This is a genomic window from Achromobacter sp. HZ34 (genome assembly GCF_002209485.1).
In the GTDB taxonomy this organism is placed as follows: Bacteria; Pseudomonadota; Gammaproteobacteria; order Burkholderiales; family Burkholderiaceae_B; genus Bordetella_C.
Genome location: NZ_NJIX01000004.1, coordinates 707,980 through 723,676, shown reverse-complemented (window position 1 = coordinate 723,676; position 15,697 = coordinate 707,980). Strand labels below are relative to the sequence as shown.

Below are 15,697 nucleotides of genomic sequence, written 5' to 3'. Positions count from 1 at the left end.
TGGCGCGGGGGCCGGGGGCGCGGCGGGGGCTGGCGCCGAGGCGGGTGCCGGCGCCGAGGCGGGTGCCGGCGTCGCGGCGGGCGGCTGCGGCAGGATCGCGCCGCGCGCCGGGGCCAGCTTGTCCAGGTCCAGCTGATCGACCGCCAGCGCAAAGGTGACAGCGGGCTGCGCGGTCATCTTGGCGATGCTGGTCTTCAGATTGAACTTGCCGCCTTCCAGCTGCGCATCGAGCGTGGCCTCGGCCACATCCTTGGCCAGGTCCGCGCTAAGCGCGCCCGTCAGCGGAATCTGCATGGCGCCCTGCGGCAGGCCAGGATCGGTGATGGCGATATTGCCCTGCAAGGCAGAGAGCGCGCCCGCCCGCTGCGCCAGATTCAGCGTCAAGGGCGAGACCAGGCTGATCGTGACATTGCGCGCGCCAGGCTTGACGGCCGGACGCGCGGCAGCACCGCCACCGGCCGTCAAGCTTGGCGCTGCCGGTGCTGCCGCCGGCGCCAGTCCCGTGGCCTGGGGATCGAAGGAAATCGACGCATCCGCCTTGACCTCGTCCACCGTAAGCGCGTCCGCATTGCCGCCTATCCCTTTCAGGCCGAAGCGGATGTCGATGCTGTCGCTGCCGTTGAGCCGCAGCCTGCCGCCCAGCGTCGCGCCGGTGGCACCGGCGGGCGAAACGCTGAGGGCCGGCGCATCCAGCGCGAACTCGAAGGGGCCGCGCGGCGCGGCGCCCTTGGCCCGCAGCGTCAGCTTGTCGATGCGCATTTCATGCTTGGTGGGATCGAACATCAACGCGGGCGCCGCGATGCTGGCATCGACATTGGCCAAGGGATGCGCCGGATCGCGCAAATCGCCTTCGAACACCAGCTCCAGGCCGGCGGCATCCAGCTTGCCGCCATCGAAGCCCAGCTTGCCGCGCGCGGTCAGGGACTTGGCCTGGGCGTCGCCAAGCCGGCCGCTCAGGCGCAGGTTCATGTCCTCGGCGGCGTAGCGGGGGCCGGCCGGATTCAGGCTCAGCTTCGCTTGTCCGGTGACGTCGGCGTCCACCGCCGGGGCCGCACTCTGCACATGGGCGGACAGCTTGACGGCGAAAGCCCGGTCATAGGTGACACGGCCGGTGGTCGCCTGCAGCTGTGTCACGGCAAGCGACACGCCGGCCCGATCGTCCTGCAATTGCAACTCGCCGTCCTTGAGGTCGACGCCGGCGATGTCGATACGCATGCCGCCCACCATCGGGGAAGCGCCAGGGGAGGCGCCGCCGGCCTCGGCCTCGGTCGGCGTCGGAGTCGGGCTCTGCGGCTGGGCCTGGCCCGCGGGGGCCGGCGCACCCGCCTGGCCAGCCGGCGTCGCAGTGGCAGGCGCGGCGTTGCCAGTCGCGGCGCCCTCACCCGCCTGGGCAAGCTCGCCGGTTCCGCCGATCAGATCCTGGAAATTGAAGCGTCCTTGCTTGTCGCGCAGCACGCGCGCCTTGACGCCGCTGAACGTCAAATGGTCGATGACCAGGGTCTTGGACAACAGCGGCCAGATGGCGACGGAAATCTGCGCATCCTCGACCGACGCGAACAGCTCGTCGCGGCCCGGTTCAGTCAGCGACACCCCTTGCAGGGTCAGTCCCAGCGACGGGAACAGCGTCATGTCGATGTCGCCGTCGATGATCAGCGTGCGGTGAAAGCGCTGGCTCACCATCTCCTGCAGACGCGCCTTGTAGGCGTTCGGATCGAATGTCAGGACGAACACCGCCGCGGCGGCCACTATCACCGCCACCAGAATGGCCAAGGCCAATACGGTACGTTTGATCCAAGTCTTCATCGGCTCTGCTTGAACGTGGACAATGAGGCTTGCTCACGGCCCAAATGACGCGCGGCCATACCGGCCGCGGAAAAAGGGTATCGTAACAAATCGGCCCACGTGACTCCCTCACAGTGGATCTATTTTCAGAGCCCGGCGTTGCTGAAAATGGCTCTAGGTCTAAAAGCGGATAGGCTGGATGAAGAAAACCATCGTTGTCTGCGTGATTCTCGTGGCAGCCGTCGCCGCCGGTCTCTGGATGTGGCTGCGTCCCGCCACCGACAATAGCCGGATCACGCTATACGGCAACGTCGACATCCGCCAAGTCGCCCTGGCTTTCGAGGGCAGCGAGCGGGTACGCGAAGTCCGCGTCGAGGAAGGTGACAAGGTCAAGGCCGGCCAGGTGTTGGCCGTGCTCGACACCCGCACGCTGACGCTGCAGCTGGCGCAGGTGCGGGCTCAGGCCGAGGCGCAGCAGGAAGCCCTGGCGCGCCTGCGCAATGGCACCCGGCCGGAGGAAGTGGAACAGTCCAAGGCCCAGGCCGGCGCGGCCGAAGCGCAGGCCGAGCTGGCCGCGCAGCAGTTGCGCCGGCTGCGCGGCGTGGCGGCGGACACCAACGGGCGCGGCGTCAGCAAGCAGGACATCGACAATGCGGTAGCGCAATTGCGCGTGGCCCAGGCCAATCTTGAAGACCGCCGCAAGTCGCTGAAGCTGGCCCAGATCGGGCCGCGCCAGGAAGACATTGGCCAGGCCCAGGCCAATCTGCGCGCCGCCGACGCCCAGGCCGCCCTGCTGCAACACCAGATCGACCTGGGGCAGTTGAAGGCGCCGCGCGACGGCGTGGTGCGCGCCCGCCTGCTGGAACCGGGCGACATGGCGTCGCCGCAGCGGCCTGTCTATACCTTGGCGCTGACCGATCCCAAGTGGGTCCGCGCCTATGTGAATGGGGTGCAGCTGGGCTTCGTGCGCGGGGGCATGCACGCGGACGTGTACACCGACAGCGCGGGCACGCGTGCGCTGCCTGGCCGGGTCGGCTATATCTCGTCGGTGGCGGAGTTCACGCCCAAGAGCGTGCAGACCGAGGAACTGCGCACGGACCTCGTCTATGAGATCCGCGTGCTGGTGGATGACCCGCGGGATGAATTGCGCCTGGGCATGCCCGCCACGGTGGTGCTGCAACGGCAGGCGGACGAAGCTCCAGCTACGGCTGGAGTGGCTGCCGCGCCCGCTGCACCCAGCGCGGCGCCGACGCCACCCGTGGCCGCGCCCGCAACCGGCGCGGCGCAGCCCGTCCAGCGCTGATGGCGACCGACGCCCAAGTCGCTGGCAAGGCGGCGGACACGGCGGCCGGCTCGGCTACCGACTCGTCCGCGTATGCGGTCGATGCCAGCGGCGTGCGCAAACGCTTCTACGAGAAAGAAGCGCGCCGCCACGTGCAGGCTCTGGACGATGTCTCGCTGCGCGTGCGCGCCGGCGCCCTGACGGCCTTGGTGGGCCCGGACGGCGCCGGCAAGACCACCTTCCTGCGCCTGACCGCCGGGCTCATGCATCCCGACGGCGGCACCTTGCGCGTGCTGGGCCTGGACGCCGCCAGGCAACCGCAAGCCATCCAGAACCGCATCAGCTACATGCCGCAGCGCTTCGGCCTTTACGAGGACCTGAGCGTGCAGGAGAACCTGGACCTGTACGCCGACCTGCACGGCGTGCCGCAGGCTGAGCGGCGCCAACGCTACGACCGGCTGCTGGACATGACCGACCTTGCGCGCTTCACCGCAAGGCCCGCCGGCAAGCTGTCCGGTGGCATGAAGCAGAAGCTGGGCCTGGCTTGCACGCTGGTGCGTTCGCCCGATCTGCTGCTGCTGGACGAACCCACCGTGGGCGTGGATCCCTTGTCGCGGCGCGAGCTGTGGGAGATCGTGCAGCAACTGGTCGAGGCCGAAGGCCTGTCGGTGCTGATGACCACGGCGTACCTGGACGAGGCCGAACGCTGCGGCGAAGTCTATGTGCTGCACGAAGGCCAGGTGCTGGCGGCCGGCCAGCCGCAAGACATCAGCCGCCACGCGCGCGACCGCTGCTTCGTCGTCGCGCCCAAGGACGGGCGGCCCGCGCGCGAATTGCAGGCCGATCTGCTGGATCGCAAGGATGCCGTCATCGATGCGGTGCCCCATGGGGGAGAGGTGCGCCTCATCCTGCGGCAGGATGCGGACGCCGGCCGCCTGGGCCTTGCCGCCGCCGATCTGCGGCCGGTGGACGCGCGCCTGGAAGACGGCTTCATGGTGCTGCTGCGCACGCGAGTCGGCGGCACGGACAAAGGTGCCGGCGCGAGCAATGTGGATGCCGCGCAGGGCAGCGGTGCCGGCATCGGCGCAGGCAGCACGACCAGCGTGGCGCCGGCGCCGAAGGATGCCGCGGCCGGCGCAGGCAACGGTAACGGCAGCGGCCGTGGCAATGGCAATGGCAGTGGCGACCGCAATGGCAACGGCAGTGCCATCGAAGTGCGCGACCTGGTGCGCAAGTTCGGGGACTTCACCGCCGTGGACCGCACCACCTTCAGCGTGGCGCGCGGCGAGATCTTCGGCTTGCTGGGCCCGAACGGCGCCGGCAAGACCACCACCTTCCGCATGCTGTGCGGCCTGCTGCCCGCCAGTAGCGGCTACGCCCAGGTGGCCGGCCTGGACATGCGTAAGGCCCGCGCGCAAGCCCGCCGCCGCATCGGCTACGTTTCGCAGAAATTCGCCCTGTACGGCAACCTCTCCGCGTATGAAAACCTGCGCTTCTTCGGCGGCGCCTACGGCCTTTTTGGCCGTCGCCTGCACGAGCGCATGAGCGAAGTCGCCAGCCAGTTCGAACTGGCCGACCTGCTGAAGATGCCGGCCGGCCATCTGCCCGGCGGTGTCAAGCAGCGCCTGGCCATGGCGGTGGGCCTGCTGCACGAACCGGAAATCCTGTTCCTCGACGAACCCACCAGCGGCGCCGATCCCCTGGCGCGGCGTGCGTTCTGGCGCCGTATCACGGCACTGGCCGAGACCGGCACCACCATCGTCATCACCACCCACTTCATGGAGGAAGCGGAGTACTGCGACCGCATCGTCATCCAGGATGCCGGCAAGCTGCTGGCCCTGGGCACGCCGGCCGAAGTGCGCGCCCAGGCCGGCGAGACCGCCGACCACAAACTGGACATGGAACAGGCGTTCATCGGCATCGTCGAGCAAGGGCGGGCACAGCGGCAAGGCGCCGACGTGCAAGCCACGGCGGCAACGCCGGACCGGGACCGGACCCAGGGCGATCAGCCGCCCCCCGGCCCCCCCGCCGCACCGTCAATCCCGGAAGCATCGTCATGACCACGCCGTCGCGTGCCCACGGCGGCTTCTGGCGCCGCCTCTGGTCCCTGACCCGCAAGGAGTTCCGCCAGTTGCTGCGCGACCGCAGCAACCTGCTGATAGGCATCGGCCTGCCCATCGTGTTGATCCTGATCTTCGGCTACGGCCTGTCGCTGGACGTCAATGACGCCGACGTCGTGGTGGTGATGGAGGACAGTTCCCCGCCCGCCTATGAAATCCAGGCCGTGCTGGAGCATTCGCCCTTCATCTCCACGCGCACTGTGCGCAGCCTGCAGGAAGGCCGCCGCATCATGGATACGCAACGCGCCGACGCCCTGCTGCTCATCCCCAGCGACTTCGCCCGCCGCCTGGCCGCCGGCAACGCGCAGTTGCAAGCCCTGCTGCAGGGCAGCGACCCCAGCCGCGCGCTGGCGGTGCAGGCCTACGTGGAAGGCGCCGTGGCGACGTGGATGCAGAAGCGCCAGGCGCGCGGCGAGGCACTTGGCACCCAGGCAGGTAGCCAAGCAGGTAGCCAGACCCGGGGCGCCAACGTGGTGGTGGTAGATCGTCTGTGGTTCAACGCCGCCAATGACAGCACCTGGTATCTGGTGCCCGGCCTCATCGTCCTGATCATGACGCTGATCGGCACTTTCCTGACGGCCCTGGTGATGGCGCGCGAATGGGAGCGAGGCACCCTGGAAGCGTTGTTCGTCACGCCCGTGCGGCCGGTGGAAATCCTGATCGCCAAGATCATCCCCTACTTCGGCGTCGGCCTGCTGGGCCTGGCCCTGTGCCTGCTGGCGGCGCGCCTGCTGTTCGACGTGCCCATCCACGGCTCCATGCTGGCCCTGCTGGTGGGCTCCATGCTGTACATGTTCGTGGCGCTGGGCATCGGGCTGCTGATATCGGCCTTCACCAAGAACCAGTTCCTTGCCAGCCAGATCGCCATCCTGGCCAGTTTCCTGCCGGCCATGATGCTGTCCGGCTTCGTCTTCGACCTGCGCAACGTCCCCGCGGCGGTCAATATCATCGGGCACCTGTTGCCGGCCACGTATTTCATGGAGCTGGTGAAGTCCCTGTTCCTGGCCGGCAACTACTGGCCCCTGATCATCAAGGACTGCGCCATCCTGGCCGGCTACGCCGTGGTGCTGCTGGGACTCGCCCGCATCCTGACCCGCAAGAAACTGGACTGACCGCCATGGCCTCATTGTTCGCCTTCCTGCGCCGCCTGGGCAATCTGTGCCAGAAGGAATTCCTCGCCATCCTGAAGGATCCCGCCAGCCGCGTGATCCTGGTGGTGCCACCCCTGCTGCAGAGCCTGCTGTTCGGCTATGGCGCCACCTTCGACCTGACCAACGTTCCCTATGCGGTGGTCGACCAGAGCCGCAGCCAGGAATCGACCGAACTGCTGGCGCGCCTGGACGGCACCGGCGTATTCCATCGGGTGGCCACCTTGCAGTCGTCGTCGCAGATCGCGTCGGTGATCGATTCGGGCGATGCCTTGCTGGTGCTGCAATTCGCTCCCGATTTCGCCGACAAGCTGGCGGCGAACCTGCCCGCGCCCTTGCAAGTGATCCTGGACGGCCGCAACTCCACCACCGCGGGCACGGCCGCCGGGCAGATTCGCGCTGTGGTGGCCGCGTTCAATGCCAGCCAGTCCGGCCTGGCGGCGCCGCCGGTGACGGTGATTCCGCGTACCTGGTTCAACCCCAACCAGGAAACGCGCTGGAGCATCCTGCCGGGGCTGATCGCCGGCCTCAGCATGATGCAGACCATGATGCTGGCCGCCCTGTCGGTGGCCCGCGAGCGCGAACAGGGCACCTTCGACCAGTTGCTGGTGACGCCGTACACGCCGCTGGAAATCATGATCGGCAAGGCCTTGCCATCGATCGCCATCGGCCTGCTGCAATCGGCCTTGATCCTGCTGGTCTCGCTGTTCTGGTTCCAGATTCCCATGGCCGGACACGTGCTGACGCTGGCCACCGGGCTGCTCGGCTTCACCATCGCCGTGGTCGGCATCGGCCTGTCGGTGTCGGCGGTGTCCGCCAATATGCAGCAGGCCATGCTGTACACCTTCGTCCTGCTGATGCCCCTGGTGCTGCTGTCGGGCCTGGCCACGCCCGTCAAGAACATGCCGCAGGCCATGCAGATCGCCACTTACGCCAACCCGCTGCGCTTTGCCATCGACCTGGTGCGGCGCGTGTACCTGGAAGGCGCGGGACTGCAGGCCGTGTGGACCGACTTCATCCCCTTCGCCTGCATTGCCGCACTGACCCTGCCGCTGGCCGCCTGGCTGTTCCGCCACCGGCTGGCCTGAGGGAAACATCATGATCAGCAACCCGTTCCGTTCCCCTTTCCCGCCAGACGCCGCAGCGCGCAACAGTGCCGCGTCGTGGCGTCCCCTGCTGCGCCTGATCCCGCTGCTGTTCCTGCTCACCGGCTGCGCCGTCGGCCCGGACTTCGAGAAACCGGCACCCGCAGCGCCGAGTGACTGGACCGCCTGGCGCAGCGGCGACCCGGCGCTGACGGCCGGCCTGGCCGTGGGCTCCGCGCCGCTGCCGGCGGACTGGTGGACGCAATTCCAGGATCCCGTGCTGGACCGGTTACAGCAGCGTGCCGTCGCGGCCAGCCCGGACTTGCGCAGCGCGGCCCTGCGTTTCGCCCAAAGCCGCACGCAGCGCGATACGGTGGCGGCGCAGCGTGGACCGGCGGTCAACGCCAACGGGGCGATACAGCGGCAACGCAGCAGCGAATACAGCGCGGGTACGCGTCTGCTGGATCTGGTGGCGCCCGAGCAGCGCGACGAGCTGGCGCGTGAGCTGAGCTCCCCCTTTACGGATTACCAGGCCGGCTTCGACGCCTCATGGGAAGTGGACTTGTGGGGCCACGTGGCCCGTTCGGTGGAAGCCGCCGACGCCGACACCAGCGCTGCCGCCGCGATGCTGCAGGACATGCGCCTGACGGTGGCCAGCGAAGTGTCGCGCGCGTATTTCGAACTGCGCCTGGCGCAGCGCCAGCGGGCCATCATCGAACGCGACATCGGCGTGGCAAGCGATACGCTGGACCTGATCCGGGCGCGGGCGCGCGGCGGCCTGATCGATGACTTCGATGTGACGCGCCAGCGCACGCAACTGGCGGATCTGCAATCACGCCTGCCCGGCCTGCAGGCCCAGGAGGCCAGCGCCATCAACCAGATCGGCGTGCTGACCGGCGCGCGGCCGGGAGAATTGACGGCCATGCTGGCCAAGGCTTCGGCTGGCGATGCGGCCGCGGCCACGCGCCCGCCCACGGGTCCAGGCCAGCGACCGCGCGCTGGCACGGGCTTGGACCCGGACGCGGTCGGCGCCGTGGAAGCCGGCACGTACGCTGCCCTGCCGGATCTCAGCCTGGGCCTGCCGTCGCAAGTCGCCCTGCATCGCCCCGACATCCGCGCCGCCGAATATCGCCTGCATGCGGCCACCGCGAATATCGGCGTCGCCACCGCCGACCTGTATCCGCGCATCACGCTGGGCGCCAGCTTCGGCTACGACTCCTATCAGGGCCATCGCTTCGGCGAGTGGGGCACGCGCAACTGGCAGATCGGTCCCACCTTGAGCCTGCCCATCTTCGACATGGGCCGGCGCCGCTCGGTGGTGGTGCTGCGCGAACTCCAGCAGCAGGAAGCCGCGGTCAACTACCAGCGCACGATATTGAAGGCCTGGCAGGAAATCGACGACGCCCTCACCGCATACGGGGCCGAGCGCCAGCGCAACGCGCGCCTGCGCGAAAAAGCCGCCAGCAGCGCCGATGCCTACGCGCTGGCCCGCGCCCGCTACACACGCGGCATGACCGACCTGCTGGCCCAGCTGGACGCCGAACGCGGCGACCTGCAAGCACGCAGCGATCTGGCCGACAGCGACAGCCGCCTGCGCATGGACCTGGTGGCGATCTATAAAGCCGTCGGCGGCGGCGCGCTGGATCAGCCTTCACCTACTGCGCCAGTCGCACCAGCACCTTGCCGAAATTGCGACCCTTCAGCATCCCCATGAAGGCTTGCGGGGCGCTGTCCAGCCCTTCGCTGATGTCCTCGCAATGGCGGATGCTGCCGTCGCGCAGGCCGCCCCCCACGTCGCGCAGGAAATCCTCGCGATAGGACTCCAGGTCGTAATTGATGAAGCCGCGCAAGGTCAGCCGCTTGGTCAGCACGCCACGCATCAGGCCCGGCACGGTCAGTTCCCCGCTATCGACACGCGTACCGTTGTAGTCGGCGATCAGGCCGCACACGGGAATCCGGGCAAAGGTATTGAGCAGCGGGAATACCGCTTCCCATACCGCGCCGCCGACGTTCTCGAAGTACACATCGATGCCATCGGGGCAAGCCGCCGCCAGGGCTTGCGCCATATCGCCGCTACGGTGGTCGATCACCGCGTCGAAACCCAGTTCGTCCTTCACATACGCGCACTTCTTCGCGCCACCGGCGATACCCACCGCACGCGCGCCGGCGCGCTTGGCCAACTGCCCCACCAGCGATCCCACCGGGCCGCTGGCCGCCGCCACCACCACCGTCTCGCCAGCGCGCGGCCGGCCGATTTCGCGCAGGCCCGCATACGCGGTGAAGCCGGGCATACCCAGCACGCCCAGGCGCGTTTCGACAGGCGCGGTGGCGGGATCGATCTTCACCAGGCCCTTGGCATCCATAACCGCGTGCGTGGTCCAGCCGGCATGGGCCAGCACCAGGTCACCGACGGCATAAGCGGGCGCCGCGCTGGCCAGGACACGTGCCACCACTTCTCCGACGATGGTCTGGCCCACGGCGACGCTGGCCGCATAGGACTTGGCGTCGCTCATGCGGCCACGCATATAGGGATCGAGCGATAGATAGAGGCTTTCCAGCAGGACCTGGCCGGGCGCGGGTTCGCCCGGCGTGAAACTCTCGGTGCGAAAGTCAGTCTCCTTGGGCTCGCCTTGGGGGCGGGCGGCCAGAACGATACGGCGGGCCTGGACAGGGGTAGCGGGCATGACGGTCTCCTGGGGTATCCGGTCGGCTACCTGGAAGCGGCAACCTGGGCCCACCATCTTATAGGCGAAGTGCGATGCTTATGAACGAAGCGCGGTGCTTATGAACGAAGTGCTTCGCTTACAAGCGTCGCGCGGCGGGACGAGTTTTCCACAGCCCGCGTCGAAAGCCGTCACAGCGGGTGTACCGGCCCCGGCCGGCGCCACCGAGTTATCAACACTTTATGTGGGCAAGCCCTGGGATATGCTTGGGACAACCCTGGGAGAAGCCGGGAAACCTGATTTCAATCAATGGCTTGCACATATGTGCTCGAAATGGCTGCAAGTGAGGATTTGCGGCGTTCGAGCCTTATCCCCGCGGGTTATCCACACTTTGTGTGGAGAAGCCCTGGGATATGTATGGGACAGGTTGGGGAGAAACCCGGAAATCCTTTTCCGCTCAATGAGTTGCATGCACATGATCGAAATGGTCCCAAGTTGGCGGCCAAGCACCCGGTTAAACCCCTTGGCGGCCAGATTCGATCAAAAAATGCGCAACTACGGTCGGCCGAGGCCGCAGCGGTAATCGTCGCGGCGGTCCGATGGCTTATCCACACCGGCGCGCCGCGGGTTATCAACAAATTGTGTGGACAAGGATAGGGACAGCCTGGTGAGAAGCCGGATTAATCATTACCAATCAATGACTTGAAACCCATTGCTCGCCAAGCACGCAAACTGGCGCCGGACGTTGCCGCGGCCCCCCGCACCTCAGGCCGGCGCCCCCCCGCCTGGATATCGGCGCGGTAGTGTCCATCCTGCGTATCAAACCGCCCAGCGGGACGCCGAACCGGCCAGGGTCGCCCGGATCTGTTCGACTTCGGTCGCCAGCATATGGGCCACCGTGCCGCCAGCCGACAGCCCGGCATAGTCTTGCGGCCCTCCGCGCGCATAGGGCGCCAGCCTGCGCGCCGATCCGGACTTGAGCGCGCGCGCCATGCCGTACAGCGTGTCGCTGATGCGCCCACCGGACACCGGCCGCAGGCCGACCGGGGGCGCGGTGCCGTTACCGGGCGCGGCATCGGTACTGCGGTCCACCGTGGTGGTCGACAGGATCTCCAGGCAGCTGATGACGATACGCAGGCTGCGCTGCACGCTTTCCAGCTTGGCCACCGGCATGTGCACCTCCTTGGACACGGAGGGGATCAGCGAACGCAGCTGCACCAGGTCACTGCCCAGCTTCGCCATTTCCTTCAAGTGGTCTTCGTTGCTGATCGCTTCCTGCAGCGTGATGCGCTCGTAGACCCGCGCGCAACCGCGCAGGGCGTCCGCCAGCTTGAAGCGCCAGGAATAGGTCGCGTACAGCGGCAGCGCGAACGACAGCAGCAGCGCCACCACGATACCGATGAAGACATTGATGGCGCGCCACAGGCCTTCGTCGAACTGGTTGTCGCCATGGCCGGCCACGATCACCAGCGTCACCGCCGACAGCAGCGCCACGTAGCCGCCCTTGCCGATGGCGTGATAGGCGCAGACCCCGCAGCCCACCGCCATCAGCAGGTAGGTCAGGGGAAAAATTCCAAAATAGGACTGCTGGAGAATGATCAGCAGGCCGTAGACCGCGCCGATGATGGTGCCCAGGGCGCGCTCGGCTGCCCTTTTGCGGATGTTGCCGTGGTGCTGCAGGCCGCCGATCACGATGATCAGCGAGATGGTCGACCATTCCGCATGAGGCAGCTGGGAGATGGAACTGAATATGATGGTGATCAGGATGCCGAGCGCGACACGCGTGGCGTGGATGAATTTCGCGTTCTGGTAACGCCGATGCGGATCCATCAGCGGTCGGGACAACCGGCGTGCAAAGCGCATGGACCGGATTACTAGAGGGTGAGTCGTCATTTTTGGGTAAGGCAGTCTGGCGGATGAAGTCGGCCCCGTCTGACGCGGGACCTGTGGGTATCTTCGCATGCGGCCCGGGGTGGTCCAAGCACGGCGCGCCGGAGGGCTCGCCCGGCGTGGTTTAAACGCACAACTTTGAACCTGCGGCAGTGAACGCAGGGCAGCGAACGCGTGGCAACGTACGCAGCCGGCTAGCGCAGCCAGCCGGCGCGCCTCACCGCCCTGGCCCAGCAGCCCGCGGCCGGGCTGCTGGGCCACCGCCCTTGAATAGTGCACAACGTGGGGCGTCGATGCACCATCACGCGCCACGCTTACCCTGCCTGGTCCTGGCGCGAAGGTCCACATGGGCAACACGCGGCCGCTCATTCGACATCAGTGCAACGTCCATCCAGCATCGAGTACGCAGGGAAAAGCGGCCTCCGGTCGCTGGCTTCCCCGTGCCGGCCCGTAAATTGGCATGGACATTGCTTCGTGGAAATAAGAAAAGTCCATTACGCGTCGGCGTAAGCCGGCGATCCGCATCGACAGACCAGACAGGCAAAGGCGCCTTGAACCTCCACGGTTCGAGGCGCCTTTTTGTTTTTCGCATCTGGATGTCGACGACGGATTCAAGCGATGGGTTCGAGCAATGGGTTTGCGCAGTATTCAACAGCCGAGAGATTCATGACCGCAACTTCCTCCGATCCAGACCGTCCCATCCTGGCCATCATCGGCCACGGCATGGTGGCCCATCACTGCGTGGAGCAACTGGTGGCCAGCGGCGCCCTCGCCCGCTACCGCATCGACATCTATGGCGAAGAAGCCCTGCCCGCCTATGACCGCGTGCATCTGTCCGAATATTTCGGCGGCCGCGACGCCGCATCGCTGCGCCTGGGCAGCGATGCCGACTACGCGCACGACGGCCTGGCCCTGCACCTGGGCGTGAAGGTCACCGGCCTGGACCGCGTCGGCCACACGCTGGCGACCAGCGCCGGGCCGCGCCGCTATGACAAGCTGATCCTGGCGACGGGCTCCTATCCCTTCGTGCCGCCCGTCGAAGGCGCGGCGGACACGTCCCGGCTGGTCTACCGCACGCTGGCGGATCTGGACGAGATTCGCGCCGCCGCCGCGGGTGCAAGGCGCGGCGTGGTGGTGGGTGGCGGCCTGCTGGGCCTGGAAGCCGCCAACGCGCTGCGCCAGCTGGGCCTGGAGGCCCACGTGGTGGAGTTCGCACCGCGACTGATGCCGGCCCAGCTCGACGCCGAAGGCAGCGCGGCGCTACGCGCACGCATCGAAGCCCTGGGCGTGCAGGTGCACGTGTCCTGTGCCACCGAATCGATCAAGCCCGGCCTGCGTTATCGCCATCGCATGAACTTCGTCGGCGGCGAAGCCCTGGAAACGGATCTGGTGGTCTTCTCCGCCGGCATCCGACCGCGCGACGAATTGCCCAAACTCGGCGGCCTGGCCATGGGCGCGCGCGGCGGCGTGGCGATCGACGAGTGCTGCCGCAGCAGCGATCCGGACATCTACGCCATCGGTGAATGCGCGGTGTGGGAGGGCCAGAGCTTCGGCCTGGTGGCGCCGGGCTACCAGATGGCCCGCGTGGCGGCTGCCCAGCTGTGCGGCGACGGCACGCTGCGCTTCCAGGGAGCGGACATGTCGACCAAGCTGAAGCTGCTGGGCGTGGACGTGGGATCGATCGGCGACGCCCACGGCGTCACGCCAGGCGCGCGCAGCTACCGTTATGTCGACGAAGCCGGCGCCAGCTATCGGCGCGTGGTGGTGTCGGCCGACGGCAAGCGCATCCTCGGCGCCATCCTGGTGGGCGACAACAGCTATTACGACACCCTGCTCCAATACACGGTCAACGCCATGGCCGCGCCGACGGAGCCGGCCAGCCTGATCCTGCCCAGCAGCGGCGGCGCGCCCCTGCTCGGCGCCGATGCCCTGCCCGACAGCGCCACCATCTGTTCCTGCCACAACGTCAGCAAGGGCGCGGTGTGTGCCGCCATCGACACCGGCTGCGCCACCCTGGGTGACGTCAAGTCCTGCACCAAGGCGTCCACCGGCTGCGGCGGCTGCACCGCCTTGCTCAAGCAAGTGTTCGAACACGAGCTGACCCGGCGCGGCGTCAAGGTCGACAAGAGCCTGTGCGAACACTTCGCCTACACCCGCCAGGAACTCTACGGCCTGGTGCGCGTGGGCGCGATCGAGTCCTTCGACGAACTGCTGGCCCGGCATGGACGCGGCAGCCTGGGTTGCGATATCTGCAAGCCCGTGGTGGCCTCGATACTGGCGTCCTGCTGGAACCAGGCCATCCTCGATCCCAAGCGCGTGGTGCTGCAGGACACCAACGACATGTTCATGGCGAACATGCAGAAAAACGGCACGTATTCGGTGGTGCCGCGCATCGCCGGCGGTGAAATCACGCCGGACAAGCTGGTGGCCCTGGGCCGTATCGGCCAGAAATATGGCCTCTATACCAAGATCACCGGCGGCCAGCGCATCGACTTCTTCGGCGCGCAGTTGCATGAACTGCCGGAGATCTGGAGCGAACTGATCGAGGCCGGCTTCGAAACCGGCCACGCCTATGGCAAATCCACCCGCACCGTGAAGTCCTGCGTCGGCAGCACATGGTGCCGCTATGGCGTGCAGGACAGCGTCAAGATGGCCTTGAACCTGGAGAACCGGTACAAGGGCCTGCGCGCGCCGCACAAACTGAAATTCGCGGTATCCGGGTGCACGCGCGAATGCGCCGAGGCGCAAAGCAAGGACATCGGCGTCATCGCCACGGAGCGTGGCTGGAACCTGTATGTGTGCGGCAACGGCGGCATGCGGCCGCGCCACGCGGAACTGTTCGCCACCGACCTGGATGACGCCGGCCTGATCCAGACCATCGACCGTCTGCTGATGTTCTACATCCGCACCGCCGACAAGCTGCAACGCACGTCGGTGTGGCGCGAGTCGCTCGAAGGCGGCCTGGATTACCTGAAGGAAGTGATCCTGCAGGACAGCCTGGGCCTGGGCGCCGAACTGGAGGCGCAAATGCAGGTCGTCGTCGACAACTACGAGTGCGAATGGGCCAATGCCCTGTCGGACCCAGAGAAGCTCAAGCGCTTCCGCACCTTCGTCAATCAACGCGGCGGCGACCCGGATATCGTGTTCGTCGACGAGCGCGGGCAGAAGCGGCCGGCCAACATGGCGATGGCCGCCTCCTCCCCGCCTGCCGCGCACACCGCGGCGCCAGCCCTCGGAGCAGGCACCGCCCCTGGCGGCAAGAAAGTCATTCCCTTGATCGAGGAGTCCGTATCGTGAGCGCCCTGCCTGTCTCTCCCGCGTCCACCGGCTGGCGTGCGGTCTGCACGCGCGCCGACCTGGTGGCCGGCTCGGGCGTCGTTGCCCTGGTCGACGGCCAGCAGATTGCCTTGTTCTATCTGCCGGACTCGCCCGGGCAAGCGGTCTACGCCTTGGCGAACAAGGATCCGCAATCCGGCGCCAACGTCATCGGCCGCGGCATCGTCGGCCACCTGGGCGGTGAACTGGTGGTGGCATCCCCCATGTACAAACAGCACTTCCGCTTGCGCGACGGGCAGTGCGTGGAGGATGCCACGCAAGTCCTGCGCACGTGGCCGGCACGGCTGCAGGGCGACGCCGTGGACATCCTCATGGACTGAGTCAGGGACTGAGTCGTGGACTGAGCCCCGGCGCTGGCGGTCCCCGGGGCGTTTTTGCCGGCGCCCTCTCC

Annotated in this window: 10 protein-coding genes; 7 read left to right on the top strand and 3 right to left on the bottom strand. The window is 67.4% G+C overall.

The features are described 5' to 3' along the window. Window positions 1-1,803, bottom strand: a 1,803-nt coding sequence (locus CEY05_RS19735; protein ID WP_143220518.1) for an AsmA family protein, incomplete at its 3' end; no start/stop codon positions are given. Window positions 1,804-1,981: 178 nt separating this feature from the next. Here CEY05_RS19735 and CEY05_RS19730 point away from each other — a divergent pair. The 5 genes from CEY05_RS19730 to CEY05_RS19710 are packed head-to-tail and all read left to right on the top strand — an operon-like array spanning window position 1,982 to window position 9,131. Further along, the gene (locus tag CEY05_RS19730) at window positions 1,982-3,085 is read left to right on the top strand and encodes an HlyD family efflux transporter periplasmic adaptor subunit (RefSeq protein ID WP_088597165.1); all 1,104 of its coding nucleotides are present in this window, start codon (window positions 1,982-1,984) and stop codon (window positions 3,083-3,085) included. Continuing rightward, window positions 3,085-5,124, top strand: coding sequence for an ATP-binding cassette domain-containing protein (locus tag CEY05_RS19725; RefSeq protein WP_088597164.1), 2,040 nt, complete (start codon window positions 3,085-3,087; stop codon window positions 5,122-5,124). The genes CEY05_RS19730 and CEY05_RS19725 overlap by 1 nt, the downstream gene beginning before the upstream one ends. Next, on the top strand, window positions 5,121-6,296 hold the full coding sequence (locus CEY05_RS19720) for an ABC transporter permease (protein WP_088597163.1): 1,176 nt from the start codon (window positions 5,121-5,123) through the stop codon (window positions 6,294-6,296). Before CEY05_RS19725 ends, CEY05_RS19720 begins: the two co-directional genes overlap by 4 nt. A gap of 5 nt (window positions 6,297-6,301) precedes the next feature. Further along, window positions 6,302-7,420, top strand: coding sequence for an ABC transporter permease (locus CEY05_RS19715; protein ID WP_088597162.1), 1,119 nt, complete (start codon window positions 6,302-6,304; stop codon window positions 7,418-7,420). A gap of 10 nt (window positions 7,421-7,430) precedes the next feature. Continuing rightward, window positions 7,431-9,131, top strand: coding sequence for a TolC family protein (locus tag CEY05_RS19710; protein WP_088597161.1), 1,701 nt, complete (start codon window positions 7,431-7,433; stop codon window positions 9,129-9,131). Here CEY05_RS19710 and CEY05_RS19705 read toward each other — a convergent pair. After that, entirely contained in the window at window positions 9,073-10,101 is a 1,029-nt protein-coding gene (locus CEY05_RS19705) for an NADP-dependent oxidoreductase (protein ID WP_088597160.1), read from the bottom strand. The two genes, CEY05_RS19710 and CEY05_RS19705, sit on opposite strands and share 59 nt — an antisense overlap. 798 nt (window positions 10,102-10,899) lie before the next feature. After that, window positions 10,900-11,973 carry an FUSC family protein gene (locus CEY05_RS19700; protein ID WP_369825966.1) on the bottom strand — a complete coding sequence of 358 codons (1,074 nt, stop codon included), beginning with the start codon at window positions 11,971-11,973 and terminating at the stop codon, window positions 10,900-10,902. Between the two features lie 663 nt (window positions 11,974-12,636). Between CEY05_RS19700 and nirB the strand changes: the two genes are divergently transcribed. Together nirB and nirD are read left to right on the top strand one after the other, a co-directional pair. Further along, on the top strand, window positions 12,637-15,267 hold the full coding sequence (gene nirB / locus CEY05_RS19695) for a nitrite reductase large subunit NirB (protein ID WP_088597158.1): 2,631 nt from the start codon (window positions 12,637-12,639) through the stop codon (window positions 15,265-15,267). Further along, on the top strand, window positions 15,264-15,626 hold the full coding sequence (gene nirD / locus CEY05_RS19690) for a nitrite reductase small subunit NirD (protein ID WP_088597157.1): 363 nt from the start codon (window positions 15,264-15,266) through the stop codon (window positions 15,624-15,626). Before nirB ends, nirD begins: the two co-directional genes overlap by 4 nt. The last annotated feature ends 71 nt before the right edge of the window (window positions 15,627-15,697 follow it).

Excerpts from the sequence above, each read along its gene's own strand:
- CEY05_RS19730 (WP_088597165.1), top strand. The coding sequence starts at position 1,982 with ATGAAGAAAACCATCGTTGTCTGCGTGATTCTCGTGGCAGCCGTCGCC.
- CEY05_RS19725 (WP_088597164.1), top strand. The coding sequence starts at position 3,085 with ATGGCGACCGACGCCCAAGTCGCTGGCAAGGCGGCGGACACGGCGGCC.
- CEY05_RS19720 (WP_088597163.1), top strand. The coding sequence starts at position 5,121 with ATGACCACGCCGTCGCGTGCCCACGGCGGCTTCTGGCGCCGCCTCTGG.
- CEY05_RS19715 (WP_088597162.1), top strand. The coding sequence starts at position 6,302 with ATGGCCTCATTGTTCGCCTTCCTGCGCCGCCTGGGCAATCTGTGCCAG.
- CEY05_RS19710 (WP_088597161.1), top strand. The coding sequence starts at position 7,431 with ATGATCAGCAACCCGTTCCGTTCCCCTTTCCCGCCAGACGCCGCAGCG.
- CEY05_RS19705 (WP_088597160.1), bottom strand. The coding sequence starts at position 10,101 with ATGCCCGCTACCCCTGTCCAGGCCCGCCGTATCGTTCTGGCCGCCCGC.
- CEY05_RS19700 (WP_369825966.1), bottom strand. The coding sequence starts at position 11,973 with ATGACGACTCACCCTCTAGTAATCCGGTCCATGCGCTTTGCACGCCGG.
- nirB (WP_088597158.1), top strand. The coding sequence starts at position 12,637 with ATGACCGCAACTTCCTCCGATCCAGACCGTCCCATCCTGGCCATCATC.